The organism is Hylemonella sp. GW821-FHT10B10, assembly GCF_059415585.1.
Genome location: NZ_JBWKNN010000001.1, coordinates 894,661 through 911,282 on the forward strand (window position 1 = coordinate 894,661; position 16,622 = coordinate 911,282).

Annotated in this window: 16 protein-coding genes and 1 tRNA gene; 15 read left to right on the forward strand and 2 right to left on the reverse strand. The window is 64.0% G+C overall.

Annotated features, from left to right (window positions below; genetic code table 11):
• The first annotated feature begins 21 nt into the window (after window positions 1–21).
• The 6 genes from cysS to AC07NT_RS04440 all read left to right on the forward strand — a co-directional run bounded on the left by cysS (window position 22) and on the right by AC07NT_RS04440 (window position 5,561).
• Window positions 22–1,398: a cysteine--tRNA ligase gene (cysS, locus tag AC07NT_RS04415; RefSeq protein ID WP_498597639.1), complete on the forward strand. Its 1,377-nt coding sequence runs from the start codon at window positions 22–24 to the stop codon at window positions 1,396–1,398.
• Window positions 1,395–2,039, forward strand: a complete 645-nt coding sequence (locus tag AC07NT_RS04420; RefSeq protein WP_498597638.1) for a DNA-3-methyladenine glycosylase family protein — start codon at window positions 1,395–1,397, stop codon at window positions 2,037–2,039. The genes cysS and AC07NT_RS04420 overlap by 4 nt, the downstream gene beginning before the upstream one ends.
• 52 nt (window positions 2,040–2,091) lie before the next feature.
• On the forward strand, window positions 2,092–3,069 hold the full coding sequence (locus AC07NT_RS04425; protein ID WP_498597637.1) for an acetyl-CoA carboxylase carboxyltransferase subunit alpha: 978 nt from the start codon (window positions 2,092–2,094) through the stop codon (window positions 3,067–3,069).
• A gap of 36 nt (window positions 3,070–3,105) precedes the next feature.
• Window positions 3,106–4,050, forward strand: coding sequence for a tRNA lysidine(34) synthetase TilS (gene tilS, locus AC07NT_RS04430; protein WP_498597636.1), 945 nt, complete (start codon window positions 3,106–3,108; stop codon window positions 4,048–4,050).
• Between the two features lie 100 nt (window positions 4,051–4,150).
• Window positions 4,151–5,419: an aspartate kinase gene (locus tag AC07NT_RS04435; RefSeq protein WP_498597635.1), complete on the forward strand. Its 1,269-nt coding sequence runs from the start codon at window positions 4,151–4,153 to the stop codon at window positions 5,417–5,419.
• 49 nt (window positions 5,420–5,468) lie between these two features.
• Window positions 5,469–5,561: transfer RNA gene (locus AC07NT_RS04440), tRNA-Ser, on the forward strand.
• A gap of 159 nt (window positions 5,562–5,720) precedes the next feature.
• On the opposite strand, the gene AC07NT_RS04445 is transcribed toward AC07NT_RS04440, so the two are convergent.
• Window positions 5,721–6,128, reverse strand: coding sequence for an RNA-binding S4 domain-containing protein (locus AC07NT_RS04445; protein ID WP_498597634.1), 408 nt, complete (start codon window positions 6,126–6,128; stop codon window positions 5,721–5,723).
• Window positions 6,129–6,179: 51 nt separating this feature from the next.
• On the opposite strand from AC07NT_RS04445, the gene AC07NT_RS04450 reads away from it, so the two are divergent.
• The 9 genes from AC07NT_RS04450 to AC07NT_RS04490 all read left to right on the forward strand — a co-directional run bounded on the left by AC07NT_RS04450 (window position 6,180) and on the right by AC07NT_RS04490 (window position 15,532).
• Window positions 6,180–7,643: a sigma-54 interaction domain-containing protein gene (locus AC07NT_RS04450; RefSeq protein ID WP_498597633.1), complete on the forward strand. Its 1,464-nt coding sequence runs from the start codon at window positions 6,180–6,182 to the stop codon at window positions 7,641–7,643.
• A 155-nt stretch (window positions 7,644–7,798) separates the two neighbouring features.
• Complete coding sequence (locus AC07NT_RS04455; protein WP_498597632.1) at window positions 7,799–9,007, forward strand: substrate-binding domain-containing protein; 1,209 nt, start codon at window positions 7,799–7,801, stop codon at window positions 9,005–9,007.
• Between the two features lie 165 nt (window positions 9,008–9,172).
• On the forward strand, window positions 9,173–9,937 hold the full coding sequence (locus tag AC07NT_RS04460) for an ABC transporter ATP-binding protein (protein ID WP_498597631.1): 765 nt from the start codon (window positions 9,173–9,175) through the stop codon (window positions 9,935–9,937).
• Window positions 9,934–10,659 carry an ABC transporter ATP-binding protein gene (locus AC07NT_RS04465; protein WP_498597630.1) on the forward strand — a complete coding sequence of 242 codons (726 nt, stop codon included), beginning with the start codon at window positions 9,934–9,936 and terminating at the stop codon, window positions 10,657–10,659. Before AC07NT_RS04460 ends, AC07NT_RS04465 begins: the two co-directional genes overlap by 4 nt.
• Window positions 10,656–11,636, forward strand: coding sequence for a branched-chain amino acid ABC transporter permease (locus AC07NT_RS04470; RefSeq protein WP_498597629.1), 981 nt, complete (start codon window positions 10,656–10,658; stop codon window positions 11,634–11,636). Before AC07NT_RS04465 ends, AC07NT_RS04470 begins: the two co-directional genes overlap by 4 nt.
• Window positions 11,637–11,646: 10 nt before the next feature.
• On the forward strand, window positions 11,647–12,729 hold the full coding sequence (locus tag AC07NT_RS04475; protein WP_498597628.1) for a branched-chain amino acid ABC transporter permease: 1,083 nt from the start codon (window positions 11,647–11,649) through the stop codon (window positions 12,727–12,729).
• A 55-nt stretch (window positions 12,730–12,784) separates the two neighbouring features.
• Window positions 12,785–13,906: an ABC transporter substrate-binding protein gene (locus AC07NT_RS04480; RefSeq protein ID WP_498597627.1), complete on the forward strand. Its 1,122-nt coding sequence runs from the start codon at window positions 12,785–12,787 to the stop codon at window positions 13,904–13,906.
• A gap of 28 nt (window positions 13,907–13,934) precedes the next feature.
• Window positions 13,935–14,804 carry an alpha/beta fold hydrolase gene (locus AC07NT_RS04485; protein ID WP_498597626.1) on the forward strand — a complete coding sequence of 290 codons (870 nt, stop codon included), beginning with the start codon at window positions 13,935–13,937 and terminating at the stop codon, window positions 14,802–14,804.
• Between the two features lie 74 nt (window positions 14,805–14,878).
• Window positions 14,879–15,532, forward strand: a complete 654-nt coding sequence (locus AC07NT_RS04490; RefSeq protein ID WP_498597625.1) for a glutathione S-transferase family protein — start codon at window positions 14,879–14,881, stop codon at window positions 15,530–15,532.
• Here AC07NT_RS04490 and hemH read toward each other — a convergent pair.
• A complete protein-coding gene (hemH, locus tag AC07NT_RS04495) occupies window positions 15,529–16,620 on the reverse strand; it encodes a ferrochelatase (RefSeq protein WP_498597624.1) in 1,092 nt (363 codons plus the stop codon). The genes AC07NT_RS04490 and hemH overlap by 4 nt on opposite strands.
• Between the last annotated feature and the right edge of the window lie 2 nt (window positions 16,621–16,622).

The window sequence follows — 16,622 nt, forward strand, 5'->3', positions numbered from 1 at the left end:
CCGACGGTTCCTGATTGATCCATGAGTCTGCGCATTTACAACACGCTGTCGCGTGCGCTGGAGCCATTTACCCCGCTCGAACCCGGTCATGTCCGCATGTACGTCTGTGGCATGACGGTCTACGACCTGTGCCATCTCGGCCATGCACGGGCCATGGTGGCCTTCGATCTGGTGCAGCGCTGGCTCAAGACCAGCGCCTATCGCGTGACCTATGTACGCAACGTCACCGACATCGATGACAAGATCATCAAGCGCGCGCTGGAGAACGGCGAAACCATCCGTTCCCTGACCGATCGCATGGTCGAGGCCCTGCACCAGGACGCCGACGCCTTGGGCATCGAACGTCCCACGCATGAGCCGCGCGCCACCGAGTATGTCCCGCAGATGTTGAGCCTGATCGGTACTCTGGAGCAGAAGGGCCTGGCCTATCGCGCCGGCAGCGGCGACGTGAACTATGCGGTGCGCAAGTTCCCCGGCTACGGCAAGCTCTCGGGCAAGTCGCTGGACGAATTGCGTGCCGGCGAGCGCGTGGCCGTACTCGACGGCAAGGATGATCCGCTGGACTTCGTGCTGTGGAAATCGGCCAAACCCAGCGAGCCGGCCGAAGCCAAGTGGGACAGCATCTACGGGCCTGGCCGCCCGGGCTGGCACATCGAGTGCTCGGCCATGAGCTGCGAGATGTTGGGTGAGAGCTTCGATATCCACGGCGGTGGCGCCGACCTGCAGTTTCCGCACCACGAGAACGAGATCGCCCAGAGCGAGGGCGCCACGGGACAGCCCCTGGCCCGTTACTGGATGCACAACGGTTTCGTGCGCGTGGACAACGAGAAGATGTCCAAGTCGCTGGGCAATTTCTTCACCATCCGTGAGATCCTGGCGCAGTACGATCCGGAGACGGTGCGCTTTTTCATCCTGCGTGCGCACTACCGCAGCGCCCTGAACTACAGCGATGCCCACCTGGACGATGCGCGTGGCGCGCTCAAGCGCCTGTACACCGCGTTGCATGCCGTCAAGCCGGCGACTGTCCAGGTCGACTGGCTCGATGCCCATGCCGCCCGTTTCAAGACGGCCATGGACGAGGATTTCGGCACGCCCGAGGCGGTGGCCGTCCTCTTCGAACTGGCGACCGAGGTGAACAAGACGGGTTCGGCGCAGCTGGCCGGTCTGCTCAAGGCGCTGGGTGCCTGCCTGGGTCTGCTGCAGGGCGATCCCGAGGCCTTTCTGAAAGCCGGCTCTACGCTGGACGACGCGGCGATCCAGGTGTTGATCGAACAACGCGCCGCGGCCAAGAAGGAGAAGAACTTTGCCGAGGCGGATCGCATCCGCAAGGATCTGCTGGCCCAGGGCATCGTGCTCAAGGACGCGCCCACCGGCACGACCTGGGAGGCGGCGCAATGAGCCCGACCGCGACCACCAAACTCGTCATGCCCGACTACTGGGACGAGGCGCGCAAGCACCTGATGAAGAAAGACCGGGTGATGAAGCGGCTGATCCCGCAGCACGGCGACGCCTCCTTGCAGACCCGCGGTGATCCTTTCACCACCCTGGCGCGCAGCATCGTGGGCCAGCAGATCTCGGTCAAGGCGGCGCAGACCGTCTGGGACCGTTTTGCCCAGCTGCCCCGGCGCATGACCGCAGCCAATGTGCTCAAGCTCAAGGTCGACGACATGCGTGCCGCGGGCCTGAGCGCGCGCAAGGTCGAGTACTTGGTGGACCTGGCCCTGCATTTCGACAGCGGTGCCATCCGCGTCGCGGCCTGGAAGGACATGGATGACGAGGCCATCATTGCGGAGCTGGTGGGCATCCGTGGCATCGGCCGCTGGACGGCCGAGATGTTCCTGATCTTCCACCTGCTGCGGCCCAATGTGCTGCCGCTGGACGACGTGGGGCTGATCAACGGCATCAGCCGTAACTATTTCTCCGGCGAGGCCGTTAGTCGCAGTGATGCCCGTGAAGTGGCGGCTGCCTGGGCACCATTTTGCAGCGTCGCAACTTGGTATATTTGGCGCTCGCTCGATCCGCTACCGGTCGAGTATTGAAGTTTGGGGCCCGGCGCTTTGGGAGCGGGCACACAGAACAAGGAGTTTCTCCATGGCCAAGAAGACATTTCTCGATTTCGAGCAACCGATCGCCGAACTCGAGGCCAAGATCGAAGAGCTGCGTTATGTGCAGACCGAGTCCGCCGTCGACATCAGCGAAGAAATAGATCAGCTCAGCAAAAAGAGCCAGCAACTGACCAAGGATGTCTACAGCGACCTCAATCCCTGGCAGATCACCAAGATCGCGCGCCATCCGGAGCGCCCCTACACGCTGGACTACGTCAATGAGCTTTTCACCGATTTCGTCGAGATGCACGGTGATCGCCACTTCGCCGACGATCTGAGCATTGTGGGCGGTCTGGCCCGCTTCAACGGCCATGCCTGCATGGTGCTGGGCCAGCAGAAGGGCCGGGATACCAAGGAGCGTGGCCTGCGCAACTTCGGCATGAGCAAGCCAGAGGGTTACCGCAAGGCCTTGCGCCTCATGAAAACGGCCGAGAAGTTCGGTCTGCCGGTGTTCACCTTCGTCGACACCCCCGGTGCCTACCCCGGCATCGATGCCGAGGAGCGGGGCCAGTCCGAGGCCATCGGCCGCAACATTTTCGAGATGGCGCAGCTCGAGGTGCCCATCATCACCACCATCATCGGAGAAGGCGGATCGGGCGGCGCGCTGGCCATCTCCGTGGCCGACCAGGTGCTGATGCTGCAGTATTCCGTCTATTCGGTGATCAGCCCCGAGGGCTGCGCCTCCATCCTCTGGAAGACCGCCGAGCGCGCCCAGGACGCGGCCGAGGCTTTGGGCATCACGGCGCACCGCCTCAAGGCCCTGGGTCTGGTCGACAAGATCGTCAACGAGCCGGTGGGCGGCGCACACCGCGATCCCAAGCAGATGGCGGCCTTCCTCAAGCGCGCCCTCGGTGACGCCTACCGCCAGGTGGCCGATCTCAAGGTCAAGGAGCTGCTGGAGCGCCGTTACGAGCGTCTGCAGAGCTATGGCCGCTTTACCGACACCAAGACCAGCGGCAAGTAAGCCCCGGGCTCGTGTGTCTGATCCCAGGGTGCGCGGATGAGCCGCACTCTGGTGCAGTCCTTGCAGGACTTTCAGCCCGGCTTGCCCTTGGCCGTGGCTTACAGCGGCGGCGCCGACTCCACCGCGCTGCTGCTGGCCTGCGCCGAACGCTGGCCGGGGCAGGTCAGCGCCATCCACATCCATCACGGTCTGCAAGCCGCAGCTGACGGCTTCGAGCAGCATTGCCGTGCGCTCTGTGCGCGGCTGGGCGTGCCGTTGCAGGTGCTACGGGTCGACGCACGGCCTGCCCCTGGGCAGAGTCCGGAGGATGCCGCTCGCAGCGCGCGCTACCAGGCCCTGTGCCAGTGTGCTGAGGCGGCCGATCCGCCCATCCGTCACATCGCCCTGGCCCAGCACGCTGATGACCAGGTTGAGACGCTTTTGCTGGCGCTGAGCCGCGGTGCCGGCCTTCCGGGTCTGAGCGCCATGCCAGCGCAGTGGGAGCGCGACGGCATCCACTACTACAGGCCGCTACTCCAGGTGAGTGGGGCCGAGCTGCGTGAGGCCTTGCGCACACGGGGGGTGGCCTGGGTCGAAGACCCGACCAACGCCGACGAGCAGTACACCCGCAACCGCATCCGAGCCCGTCTGCTGCCAGCGTTGGAAGCGGTCTTCCCCCAGTTCCGTGACACCTTTGCCCGCAGTGCCGCCCATGCTGCCCAGGCCCAGCGCCTGCTGGGCGAGGTGGCGGCCGATGACCTGGCGCGCGTCGGCCTGCCGCCACAGATCGGGCGGCTGCAGGAACTGAGCCGCGAACGCCAGACCAATGTGCTGCGCCATTGGTTGCGCAGCGCCCATGCCACGGCACCGAGCGCAGCACAGCTGGAGGAACTGCTGGATCAGGTGGCGGCTTGCACGACCCGGGGCCATGGCATCCGCATCAAGGTCGGGGCAGGTTATGTGGAGCGGCAAGGGCAAGCACTGACTTGGTACAATCCCTAGGTTTTGCACGCCTGAAAACCAGGCTTGGGCAAGACCTTCCCCCTGTAGACAACGGTCGCTGCGGCAAGCGCATGCAGTGGCCACCTATCCAACATCTTCAATGGCACTGATCGTTCACAAGTACGGCGGCACGTCCATGGGCTCGACCGAGCGCATCCGCAATGTCGCCAAGCGCGTCGCCAAATGGGCCCGCGCAGGCCACCAGATGGTGGTGGTGCCCTCGGCCATGAGCGGTGAAACCAACCGCCTGCTCGGCCTGGCCAAGGAACTCGCGCCCGCGAAATCCAATGATGCGACCAATCGCGAGCTCGACATGCTGGCTTCCACCGGCGAGCAGGCCTCCAGCGCGCTGCTGGCCATCGCCTTGCAGGCCGAAGGCATGGCTTCGGTCAGCTACGCCGGCTGGCAGGTGCCGATCAAGACCAACAGCGCCTACACCAAGGCCCGTATCGAGTCGATCGACGACCAGCGCGTACGTGCCGATCTGGCCCAGGGCAAGGTGGTCATCGTGACCGGCTTCCAGGGCATCGACGACCAGGGCCACATCACCACCCTGGGCCGTGGCGGCTCCGACACCTCGGCCGTGGCCGTGGCAGCGGCCATGAAGGCCGACGAGTGCCTGATCTACACCGACGTCGATGGCGTCTACACGACCGACCCGCGTGTCGTGCCCGAGGCGCGCCGCCTGCACACCGTGAGCTTCGAGGAGATGCTCGAGATGGCCTCCATGGGCTCCAAGGTGCTGCAGATCCGCTCGGTGGAATTCGCAGGCAAGTACAAGGTGCCGCTGCGCGTGCTCTCCAGCTTCACGCCCTGGGACATTGACATCAACGAGGAAGCCAAGTCCGGCACCCTGATCACCTTTGAGGAAGACGAGAAAATGGAACAAGCCATTGTTTCCGGCATTGCATTCAACCGCGATGAGGCCAAGATTTCCGTGGTCGGTGTGCCCGACAAGCCCGGTATTGCCTACCAGATCCTGGGCGCTGTGGCCGAGGCCAACATCGAAGTCGACATGATCATCCAGAACATCAGCAAGGATGGCAAAACCGACTTCAGCTTCACCGTGAACCGCAACGACTTTGCGCGCGCCATGGATCTGCTCAAGGAGAAGGTCGTGCCGGCGTTGGGCGCCAAGGAGGTCGTGGGCGACACCAAGATCTGCAAGGTCAGCATCGTAGGCATCGGCATGCGCAGCCACGTGGGCATTGCCAGCAAGATGTTCCGTTCGCTGAGCGAGGAGGGCATCAACATCCAGATGATTTCCACCAGCGAGATCAAGACCTCCGTCGTGATCGACGAGAAGTACATGGAACTGGCCGTGCGCGCCCTGCACAAGGCCTTTGACCTGGACCAGCCGGCGGCCTGAATAACGCTGACAAGGGCGGGATTCATGCGATAATTCCGCTGACCTTTCAGGAAACGTGACCGAGTGGCCGAAGGTGCTCCCCTGCTAAGGGAGTATGGGGTGTAGAGCCTCATCGAGGGTTCGAATCCCTCCGTTTCCGCCAAAAACAAGCCCCGCCCAGTGCGGGGCTTTTTTTTGCGAAATTGGACGGGTGAGAACCCTCTGTTTCTGGACCCGCGCAGCGCAGGGGCGCTAGCCCTGAGAAATTCGCGTCAGATGAATCTTGAGCAATCCCTCCTCCTGTGAGCAGGGGAGTCGGTATTCAACTTTCCGCCGACGCACTCCAACGATCGTTCCAGCTGGCCTTGTCCATCTGTCGCCGATCCCGCTTGGTCGGTCGCCCCTGCTCGATGCTCAGCGCAGGCTCCGCGGCCAGACGGCGCTGCTCGGCCGCGGCCTCGCGTGCCTGTCGGCTGGCTTCGGTTTCCTCATAAAGTTGTTGCGCGACTGGTGCCGGGCCACGCTGCCCGCTCAGACCCCGAACGGTCACGGTGCGCGTCACGGGGCCTTGGCGCAGAGTCACGAGATCACCAGGCCGCACCTCTCGCGCCGGTTTCACTACCTGCTCGTTGACCAGCACGCGCCCCTTGCCGATCTCTTCCACAGCCAAGCTGCGGGTCTTGTAGAAACGCGCCGCCCAGAGCCATTTGTCGATACGCAGGGCATCCATCTCAGGGATAGAGGGGAGGGCGGAACATGCGGCTCACTGTACCATTGCCGTATGGAAAAGACGGACGCCCTGCCACGCGATGCCCAGAGCATCCTGGAGCTGGCCGCGCGCTCCATGTTCGATCTTTTTGCCAACGCCAGTGAGGGCATGCTGCTGGTGGACCGCCAGGGCAAGGTGGTCTGGATCAACGAACAGTACAAGCGTTTCCTGCCGGCCCTGGGTTATGCACGGGTCGAGGATTTTGTTGGCCACCCGGTGGCCAGCGTGGTGCACAACACGCAGCTGCACCATGTGCTGGAAACCGGCAAGCCCATCCTCATCGACTTGCTCAGTAACCGGGCCGGTACCTTCGGTGTCAGCCGCATTCCACTGCGCGACAGCTCGGGCGAAGTCATCGGCGCCCTGGGCATCGTGCTCTTCGATCATCCCGAAACCAATCTGCAGCCTCTGATCAACAAGTTCGCGGCCCTGCAGCGCGAGCTCGACGATGCGCGCCGCGAACTGGCCCACCAGCGCAGCGGGCAACGCCGCGCCAAGTACACCTTTGCCAGTTTTGTCGGTGCCAGCCCGGCCGTGGTGGAACTCAAGCGCCTGGCGCGTCGTGCCGCGCAGTCGGGCAGCCCGGTGCTCTTGCTGGGTGAGACCGGCACCGGCAAGGAGCTGCTGGCCCATGCTATCCACGCTGTCTCGTCTCGCTCGGCCGGCGCTTTCGTGACCGTCAATATCGCGGCGGTGCCCGATACCCTGCTGGAGGCGGAGTTCTTCGGCGTGGCGCCCGGCGCCTACACCGGAGCCGAGCGCAAGGGGCGTGACGGCAAGCTCAAGCTGGCCGATGGTGGCACGCTCTTTCTCGACGAGATCGGTGACATGCCCCTGGGTCTGCAGGCCAAGCTGTTGCGTGCCCTGCAGGAGGGCGAGTTCGAACCCCTGGGTTCCAACCGTTTGCTGCGTTTCGATGCCAAGGTGATCGCCGCGACCTCGCGTGACCTGGGTCGACTGGTGCGCGAGGGCAAGTTCCGCGAGGATCTGTACTACCGCCTGAACGTGCTGCCCATACGCGTGCCGCCGTTGCGTGAACGCCGTGCCGATATCCCTGCGTTGGTCGAGGCTCTGGGCGAAGAGTTGGCCCAGCGCAGTGGCCTGCCGCAACCCGAGTACACCAGCGATGCGATGGATCTGCTGACGGCACAGCTCTGGCGTGGCAATGTGCGCGAGTTGCGCAATGTGCTGGAGCAGGCGGCCCTGCTGGGAGATTCAAGCCGTATTGACGGCGTGCGGATCACGCAAGTGTTGCGCGAGACCGGCATCGAGCAGCTGGAATCGCCCCAGCCCGCTGAGGCGATGACGGCTGCCGGGCCATCTGCCGTCCGGCCCCTGGCCGAGCAGGTCGCCGAGGTCGAACGCCGAGCCATTGCCGCAGCCCTGCAGGCTTGCGGGGGCAACAAGGTGGCAGCGGCCAGGATGCTGGGCATTGCCCGCGCCACGCTGTATGAGCGCCTGGATGTAGGTGTCTGAAATTAGATCAATTGTCTAAGTATCAGACATATATTTGCCTTTAATTCAGTCATTTATCTTCGATATCGAAGATAAATTCCAATGAAATCAATGCGTTAGGGCGTGGCACGGTATCTGCAGACATGAATCCATAACATTTACATGAGGAGACCTCCATGCAACGTCGTCACTGGATCATTCAAGGCGGCCTGATCGGCGCCACCCTGGCCGCCACCGTTCTGGCAACTGGCGCATTAGCCCAGGGCAAGGATATCCGCATCGCCCACATCTACAGCAAGACCGGTCCGCTCGAAGCCTATGGCAAGCAGACCCAGACCGGTTTCATGATGGGCCTGGACTATGCGACCGGCGGCACCATGACCGTGGCTGGCCGCAAGATCGTGGTGATGGAGAAGGACGACCAGGGCAAGCCCGACCTTGGCAAGAGCCTGCTGGCTGCCGCCTACGGTGACGACAAGGTAGACCTGGCCGTTGGCCCCACCGCCTCACCCGTGGCCCTGGCCATGCTGCCCGTGGCCGAGGAATACAAGAAGATCCTGCTGGTCGAGCCCGCCGTGGCCGACTCCATCACCGGTGACAAGTGGAACAAGTACATCTTCCGCACCGGTCGCAACAGCAGCCAGGACGCCATCGCCAACGCTGTGGCACTGGACAAGCCAGGCGTGAACATCGTCACCCTGGCGCAGGACAACGCCTTCGGCAAGGACGGCGTCAAGGCCTTCCGTGAAGCCATCAAGAAAGCCAAGCTTGTGCACGAGGAGTTCCTGCCGCCGGCCACCACCGATTTCACGGCCGGCCTGCAACGCATCGTGGACCGCCTGAAGGACCAGCCGGGCCGCAAGTTTGTCTGGGTGGTCTGGGCTGGTGCCAACCCGCCATTCAACAAGTTCGCGGAGCTCGAGCTGCAGAAGCGCTACGGGATCGAACTCGCCACAGGTGGCAACATCCTGCCGGCCATGGTGGCCTACAAGCAGTTCCCGGGCATGGAAGGTGCCGCCTACTATTACTTTGGCATGCCCAAGAACCCGGTGAACGAGGCCATGGTTTCGCGCCACTACAGCCAGTTCAAGGCCCCGCCGGACTTCTTCACGGCCGGCGGTTTCAGCGCAGCCATGGCCGTGGTCACAGCGCTCAAGAAGAGCAATGGTGATACGGCCACCAACAAGCTGATTGCCACCATGGAAGGCATGAGCTTCGACACGCCCAAGGGCAAGATGACCTTCCGCAAGGAAGACCACCAGGCCATGCAGAGCATGTACCACTTCAAGATCAAGGCCGATCCGGCGTTTGCCTGGGGTGTGCCCGAGCTGATCCATGAGATCAAGCCGGAAGAGATGGCCATTCCCATCCGCAACACGCGTTGAATGGGTGCTCGGCTACTGCGCGGCCGCCCGGCGTCGTTGGGCGGTGCTCGCGATCCTCACGTACCGCAAGTACGTTCCGGTTGCTGTGCTCCGTCCGCCTAGCCGGGCAGCCGCTCGCTACGCCGCTCCCCCATTCAATCTCCCCAAGGAAGGGGAACTGATCTCATGCTGGAAACCAGAAACCTCACCATCCGCTTCGGTGGGCACGTGGCGGTGAATGCCGTCTCGTGCACTTTCGCGCCGGGCACCTTGACGGCCATCGTCGGCCCCAACGGTGCCGGCAAGACCACCTATTTCAACCTGATCTCGGGGCAGTTGACGGCTTCCGAGGGAAGCGTGCTGCTTGGTGGCCTGGATCTGTCGGCACTGTCCGCTTCGGCGCGCACACGCGCTGGTCTGGGTCGGGCCTTCCAGCTGACCAATCTGTTTCCCAACCTCAGCGTTCTCGAGAACGTGCGCCTGGCTGTGCAGGCTACGCTGGACGGTCCGCATCGGCGTGGTCTCAACCTCTGGAGCATCTGGAGCGACCACGCGCATCTCAACGCGCGGGCGCACGAGATCCTGGTTTCCGTGGCCATGGCGCATCAGCAGGACGCCCAGGTTTCCAGCCTGCCGCACGGCGACCAGCGCAAGCTGGAGGTCGCGCTGCTGATGGCGCTCGATCCGCAAGTCTATATGTTCGACGAGCCCACGGCCGGCATGAGCCACGACGAGGTGCCGGTGATCTTGAACCTGATCCGCAAGCTGAAGCAGGACAAAACAAAAACGATCCTGTTGGTGGAGCACAAGATGGATGTGGTGCGCGAACTCGCCGATCGCATCATCGTGCTGCACAACGGCACGCTGGTGGCCGACGGCGAGCCGGCTGCGGTGATTGCATCGCCGGTGGTGCAAGAGGCGTACCTGGGCGTGGCGAAGGAGCCGGCATGAGTGATGCACTCCTGAAACTCGAAGGCGTGCACACGCACATCGGGGCTTATCACATCCTGCATGGCGTGGATCTGTCCGTGCCGCGCGGCCAGCTCACCTTGTTGCTGGGCCGCAATGGCGCAGGCAAGACCACCACGCTGCGGACCATCATGGGCCTGTGGCCCGCGTCGCAGGGTCGCATCACGTTCGATGGCCAGGACATCGCCGCATTGCAAACCCCGGCCATCGCCGCGCTGGACATCGCCTATGTGCCCGAAAACATGGGCATCTTTGCCGACCTCACGGTCAAGGAAAACATGCTGCTGGCCGCACGCCGCGCGCGCCGCGCCAGCGAGATGGACGAGGAGCGCCTGCAGTGGATCTTCAGGCTCTTTCCCGCCGTGGAGAAGTTCTGGAACCACCCGGCCGGCAAGCTTTCGGGCGGGCAGAAGCAGATGCTGGCGGTCTCGCGCGCCATCGTCGAACCGCGTCGCCTGCTGATCGTGGACGAGCCCAGCAAGGGCCTGGCGCCCGTGATGATCGACAACATGATTGCGGCCTTCCAGCAGCTCAAGGCCAGCGGTGTGACCATCCTGCTGGTCGAACAGAACATCAACTTCGCCAAGCGTCTGGGCGACAGCGTGACCGTGATGGACAACGGCCGTGTGGTCCACGCCGGGACCATGCAGGCCCTGGCCGGTGACGAGGAGTTGCAGCAGTCGCTGCTGGGGCTGGCGTTATGAAAAAAGACTTTGACTACAAGCCCCTGCTGCTGGTGCCCGTGCTGGCGCTGGCTGCATTGCCCCTGACCGGCTCGGGCTCGACCTGGCTCACGCTGACCGTGGCGGGCCTGGCCATGGGCATGATCGTCTTCATCATCGCCTCCGGCCTGACGCTGGTCTTTGGCCTGATGGACGTGCTCAATTTCGGCCACGGCGTCTTCATCGCGCTGGGTGCCTTTGTCGCCACCAGCGTGCTGGGCCTGATGGGCGACTGGACTGGTTCGCAGGAGTTGTGGCGCAACCTGCTGGCGGTGCTGCCGGCCATGGTGGCGGCCATGCTCGTGGCCGGCGCGCTAGGACTGGCCTTCGAGCGCTACATCGTGCGACCGGTCTACGGCCAGCACCTCAAGCAGATCCTTATCACCATGGGCGGCATGATCATCGGCGAGGAACTGATCAAGGTGATCTGGGGCCCGCAGCAGATCGCCTTGCCCCTGCCCGAAGCCATGCGCGGCGCTGTGCTGCTGGGTGATGCTGCGGTCGAGAAATACCGCCTGATTGCCGTGGTGGTTGGCCTAGCCGTTTTCGCAGCGCAGGTTTGGACCTTGTCACGCACCAAAATCGGCCTGCTGATCCGCGCGGGTGTGCAGGACCGTGAAATGGTCGAGGCTCTGGGTTATCGCATCCGCCGGCTTTTTGTCGGGGTGTTTGTCATGGGCAGCGCTTTGGCGGGCCTGGGCGGCGTGATGTGGGGCCTGTACCAGCAGAGTGTCATCCCGCAGATGGGCGCGCAGGTCAATGTGCTGATCTTCATCGTCATCATCATCGGTGGTCTGGGATCCACGACGGGCGCCCTGATCGGCGCCTTGCTCGTAGGCCTGATGGCGAACTACACAGGCTTCCTTGTCCCGAAGGTAGCGCTGTTCTCCAACATCGCGCTGATGGTCGCCATCCTGTTGTGGCGTCCGCAGGGGGTCTATCCCGTGACCAACCGTTAAGGAGCAACACATGCTTGCTCGACTCATCTCCAACGACCTCCCACGCAGCCGCATCCTGGCCGTGCTGCTGGTCCTGCTGCTGCTGGCCCTGGCCGTTGCCCCCTTCATCGTGCCCGGCGTCAAGGCGCTCAACGTGGCGGCCAAGGTGCTGATCTTCGTGGTGCTGGTGGCCAGCTTCGACCTGCTGCTGGGTTACACCGGCATCGTCAGCTTTGCGCACACGATGTTCTTTGGCATCGGTGCCTACGGCATTGCGATCGCGACCACGCACATGGGCCCAACCTGGGCGGCGCTGGCGGTGGGGCTGCTGAGCGCGCTGGCGCTCACGCTGGTGCTGGCCCTGGTGATCGGGCTGTTCTCGCTGCGCGTGCGAGCCATCTTTTTCGCCATGATCACGCTGGCCGTGGCCTCGGCCTTCCAGACCCTGGCCTCGCAGCTGTCGGAGTTCACCGGCGGCGAGGACGGACTGAGCTTCAAGCTGCCCCAGGTGCTCTCGCCCAGCTTCGAGCTGTTCGAGGAGCCGGTGCTGGGCACCATGATCGACGGCAAGCTGATCAGCTACTACCTGCTGTTTGTGGTGGCCCTGGTGTTGTTGCTGGCCTTGCTGCGCATGGTCAACTCGCCCTTCGGCCGCGTGCTGCAGGCCATCCGCGAGAACGAATTTCGCGCCGAGGCCCTGGGCTACCGTGTGGTGGTCTACCGCACGCTCTCCAGCGTGCTTTCGGCCCTGTTCGCCTGCCTGGCCGGCGCCATGCTGGCGCTCTGGCTGCGATACAACGGACCGGACACCTCGCTCTCCTTCGAGATCATGATGGACGTGCTGCTGATCGTGGTGATCGGCGGTATGGGCACGATCTACGGTTCTGCCATCGGGGCGGCACTGTTTGTGGTGGCGCAGAGTTATCTGCAGGATCTGCTGCGTCTGGCCAGCGAGGCCACCGCCGGCCTGCCGCTGCTGGCCGCACTCCTGTCACCCGACCGCTGGTTGCTGTGGCTTGGTCTTCTATTTGTCTTGTCGGTTTACTACTTCCCCACCGGGGTGGTAGGACGTTTGCGGGCACGCAGCCTGCGCAAAAAACAGGTGGGCGCATGACCTGCCATTACACGAGGAGACAAAAATGTTGGGAACGTCGTATGGGGTCGCACGTATGCGACAGACACTGGCCAGTCTGATTCTGGCCTGCACCGCCGCGGTGACAGCGCAGGCGGCCGAGTTGACCATCGTCCAGGTGGCGCCACTCAGTGGTGTGCTGGCCAGCACGGGCCAGCAGATGGTGCTGGGGGGCAAGATCTATTTCGACTGGATCAATGAAAACGGCGGCATCCATGGTGCCAAGATCCGTCATGTGGTGCAGGACGATGGCTACAAGGTGGACGAGACTGTGCGCCTGACCCGCGAGGCCCTGCAAAAGCCCGAGGTCCTGGCCCTCTTCGGTTTTGCAGGGACCGCCAACATCGCCAAGCTGCTCAGTGACGGTGTGCTGGAGACCGGGGGAGCTCCCCTGGTGGCGCCTTACACCGGTGGCGAGGCCTTGCGCAAACCCTTCAATCCCTACATCTTTCATGTGCGCGCGGGTTATGCCGACGAGGCCGAGCACATGGTCAACCAGGTCGTCACGCTGGGCATGACCCGCATTGCCGTGATGTACCAGGACGACGCCTTCGGCAAGGCCGGCCTGGCCGGTGTCGAGGAAGCGACGGCCCGGCGCAACCTGAAGCTTGTGGCTGCAGCGCCTTACGAGCGCAACACCGACCAGGTGCAGGGCGCCGTCAAGACCATCCAGGCAGCGGATGCGCAGGCGGTCATCATGATTTCGGTCAACCGTTCCACCGCGGCCTTTGCCGCCCAGTACCGCGCTGCGGGCGGTGGCGCCCAGCTCTTCAACATCTCGGTGGTGGACCCGGCCGAGCTGGTGAAGCTGGCGGGGGTAAAGGCCGTGCACGGCCTGGGTATCTCGCAGGTGGTTCCTTACCCCTATATGGCGAACAAGCCGGCGGTGCGTGAGTACCAGACCCTCCTGCAGAAGTACGGCGACGGACAGGCCCCCAGCTACACCAGCTTCGAGGAGTTCCTGGGCGCCAAGGTGCTGGTGGAAGGCTTGCGCCGGGCCGGGCCGAACCCGACACGCTCCCGCCTGATCCAGGCGCTGGAGACCATCAACAACCACGACCTCGGTGGCACGCGGGTGAGCTTTTCTCCGGCCAACCGGGTCGGTTCGCGTTATGTCGAGGTGACCGTGATCGGCGCCTCTGGCAAGTTGCTGCGCTGACGGATATCCAGACAGGGGGAGATTTCGCATGACACTGGCATCCCACTACGTCCGCTGCGCCGGACGCGAAATCCACTACACCGAATGGGGTGCCGGACAGGCCGGCACCGTGGTCGCCTGGCATGGCCTGGCGCGCACCGGGCGCGACATGGACGAGCTGGCCGAACACCTCAGCGCCCAGGGCTACCGTGTGATCTGCCCCGACACCCTGGGCCGCGGTCTGAGTCAGTGGAGCCCGCAGCCCGAGCGGGAGTACTGCCTGTCCTTTTACGCGCGCCTGGCGGCGGAACTGTTCGATCAGCTGGGAATTGCGTCGGCGCACTGGGTGGGCACGTCCATGGGCGGGGCCATCGGCACCGTGTGCGCCTCGGGTCTCTTTCAGCCCCAGCTCAAGACCCGCATCCGCAGCCTGGTGCTCAATGACAATGCGCCGCAGCTGGCCGACGCTGCCATCGCGCGCATCCGTGCCTATGCCGGCAACCCGCCGACGTTCGAGACAGTGCGTGAACTGGAGGCGTTTTTCCGTCAGGCCTACAAGCCCTTTGGCTGGCTCAGCGATGCGCAGTGGCGCAGGCTGACCGAAACGTCGACGCGCCGCCTGCCCGATGGCCGCGTGACGCCGCATTACGACCCGGCCATGGTGCAGCAGTTCGTGAACTACCCCGATGACTACCTGATCTGGGACCACTACGAACAACTCGACATACCGGTGCTTCTGCTGCGCGGTGCAGAGTCCGACCTGGTGCTGGCCGAAACGGCGCAGCGCATGCGAACCAGGGGGCCGGGCCGCCAGGGCCGCTTGCAGCACATCGAAGTCCCGGGTTGCGGTCATGCGCCGGCGCTCAATGTGCCGGCACAGCTCGACCCAGTCCTCGATTTCATCCGTCGCAACGACTGAGCTTCTCTCGATACTCCGGGTCCTTGCCGGATCTTCCTTGGGCACAATGCGGGCTGTCCAAATGAGGAGACTTCATGGCATTGACGATTTACGGCATCCAGGCATCGCGCGCATTGCGCCCTCTGTGGGCGGCTACCGAGCTGGGCCTGGCTTTCGAGCATGTGCAGACCGACTACCGTGCGGGTGCCTCGCGCACGTGGGAATTTCTGGCACTCAATGCCAATGGCCGCGTCCCGGTGGTGGTCGACCGCCGGCCTGAGGGGGATGTGACGGTCTGGGAAAGCATGGCCTGTGCGCTCTACATCGCACGGCACCATGGACAGGCTGATGGCAACACATTGACGCCTGCCACGCCGCGCGAGGACGCCGAGGCCCTGCGTTGGGCTTTCTGGGTCATGAGCGAAGTGGAGAAGGATGCACTCACGGTGCTGATGCACCGCTTCGCCATGGCCCCCGAGGAACGCAAACCCGAGTTGGCCGACAAGGCCGAACAACGCCTGCACGTGCCGCTGCGCGTGCTGGAGAAACATCTGACGCAGCAGCAGGCGCAAGGCCAGGCCCACCTGGCCGCCGACCGCTTCACCGTGGCCGACCTCTGCGTGGCCAGCGTGCTGCTCTGGGTGCGTGCAACCCGTGAGCTCATGGCACCCTACCCGCTGATCAGCGCCTGGCTGGCAGCCTGCCTGGCACGGCCGGCGTACCAGTCGTTGCGTCCCAAGAAGAGCTAGTTCTGCGCGCCGGCGGCCAGGGCTGCTGCGCGCGATGCGGCGAGCGGCGCTGCATCGGGCGCCGGCCGGGTTGGCCAGCCGCCCAGATGCTGTTCGCTGATCCGGCCCATGGCGGCAATCCAGTCCGTGTTGTCGTTCAGGCAGGGGATGTAGTGGAAGGCCTGACCGCCGGCATGCAGGAAGGACTCACGGGCTTCCTGCGCAATCTCCTCCAGCGTTTCCAGGCAATCGCTGGTGAAGCCGGGGCAGGTCACGTCTACGCGCTTCACGCCAGCCTGCGCGAGCTGGACCAGGGTGGGCTCGGTAGCGGGCTCCAGCCATTTGGCCTTGCCGAAGCGCGACTGGAAGCTCACGCGGTACTGGTCCTGAGTCAGCTTCAGCTCCTGCGCCAGCAGGCGAGCGGTCTTCAGGCATTCACAGTGGTAGGGGTCGCCCAGGTGCAGGGTGCGCTCGGGCACGCCGTGAAAGCTCATGAGCAATTGGTCCGGGCGGCCATGCTCCTGCCAGTAGCTTCGGATGCGTGCGGCAAGCGCGCCGATGTAGCCAGCGTCATCGTGGTAACGGTTGATGAAACGCAGCTCTGGCAGGGTACGTACCTTCTCGGCCCAGCGATAGACGGCGTCGCTGACGCTGGCCGTGGTGGTACCCGAGTACTGAGGGTAGGCTGGCAGCACCAGCACGCGCGTCACGCCTTCGGCCTTGAGCGCATCCAGCTGCGCCGGGATGGAAGGATGGCCATAGCGCATGGCATAACGCACCGTGACGTGGTGGCCCTGCTGTTGCAGCCACGCTTGCAGGCGCTGTGCCTGTTTCTCGGTCCAGACCTTGAGCGGCGAACCTTCGGGCGTCCAGACGGTGGCGTACTTGGCAGCCGATTTTGCCGGGCGCAGGCGCAGGATGATGCCGTGCAGGATCAGCCACCAAATGGGCTTGGGAATCTCCACCACGCGATGGTCACTCAGGAATTCGCCCAGGTAACGACGCAGCGCCGCTGGTGTGGGCGCGTCGGGTGTGCCCAGGTTGCACAGAAGAATGGCCGTGGAGGGCGCCTGGCCATGGATGTACGGAGGTTCGGGTTTGAAAGCCATGC

Bases quoted from the DNA above. Each gene is read 5' to 3' on its own strand.
- cysS (WP_498597639.1), top strand. From the start codon at position 22: ATGAGTCTGCGCATTTACAACACGCTGTCGCGTGCGCTGGAGCCATTT.
- AC07NT_RS04420 (WP_498597638.1), top strand. From the start codon at position 1,395: ATGAGCCCGACCGCGACCACCAAACTCGTCATGCCCGACTACTGGGAC.
- AC07NT_RS04425 (WP_498597637.1), top strand. From the start codon at position 2,092: ATGGCCAAGAAGACATTTCTCGATTTCGAGCAACCGATCGCCGAACTC.
- tilS (WP_498597636.1), top strand. From the start codon at position 3,106: ATGAGCCGCACTCTGGTGCAGTCCTTGCAGGACTTTCAGCCCGGCTTG.
- AC07NT_RS04435 (WP_498597635.1), top strand. From the start codon at position 4,151: ATGGCACTGATCGTTCACAAGTACGGCGGCACGTCCATGGGCTCGACC.
- AC07NT_RS04445 (WP_498597634.1), bottom strand. From the start codon at position 6,128: ATGGATGCCCTGCGTATCGACAAATGGCTCTGGGCGGCGCGTTTCTAC.
- AC07NT_RS04450 (WP_498597633.1), top strand. From the start codon at position 6,180: ATGGAAAAGACGGACGCCCTGCCACGCGATGCCCAGAGCATCCTGGAG.
- AC07NT_RS04455 (WP_498597632.1), top strand. From the start codon at position 7,799: ATGCAACGTCGTCACTGGATCATTCAAGGCGGCCTGATCGGCGCCACC.
- AC07NT_RS04460 (WP_498597631.1), top strand. From the start codon at position 9,173: ATGCTGGAAACCAGAAACCTCACCATCCGCTTCGGTGGGCACGTGGCG.
- AC07NT_RS04465 (WP_498597630.1), top strand. From the start codon at position 9,934: ATGAGTGATGCACTCCTGAAACTCGAAGGCGTGCACACGCACATCGGG.
- AC07NT_RS04470 (WP_498597629.1), top strand. From the start codon at position 10,656: ATGAAAAAAGACTTTGACTACAAGCCCCTGCTGCTGGTGCCCGTGCTG.
- AC07NT_RS04475 (WP_498597628.1), top strand. From the start codon at position 11,647: ATGCTTGCTCGACTCATCTCCAACGACCTCCCACGCAGCCGCATCCTG.
- AC07NT_RS04480 (WP_498597627.1), top strand. From the start codon at position 12,785: ATGCGACAGACACTGGCCAGTCTGATTCTGGCCTGCACCGCCGCGGTG.
- AC07NT_RS04485 (WP_498597626.1), top strand. From the start codon at position 13,935: ATGACACTGGCATCCCACTACGTCCGCTGCGCCGGACGCGAAATCCAC.
- AC07NT_RS04490 (WP_498597625.1), top strand. From the start codon at position 14,879: ATGGCATTGACGATTTACGGCATCCAGGCATCGCGCGCATTGCGCCCT.
- hemH (WP_498597624.1), bottom strand. From the start codon at position 16,620: ATGGCTTTCAAACCCGAACCTCCGTACATCCATGGCCAGGCGCCCTCC.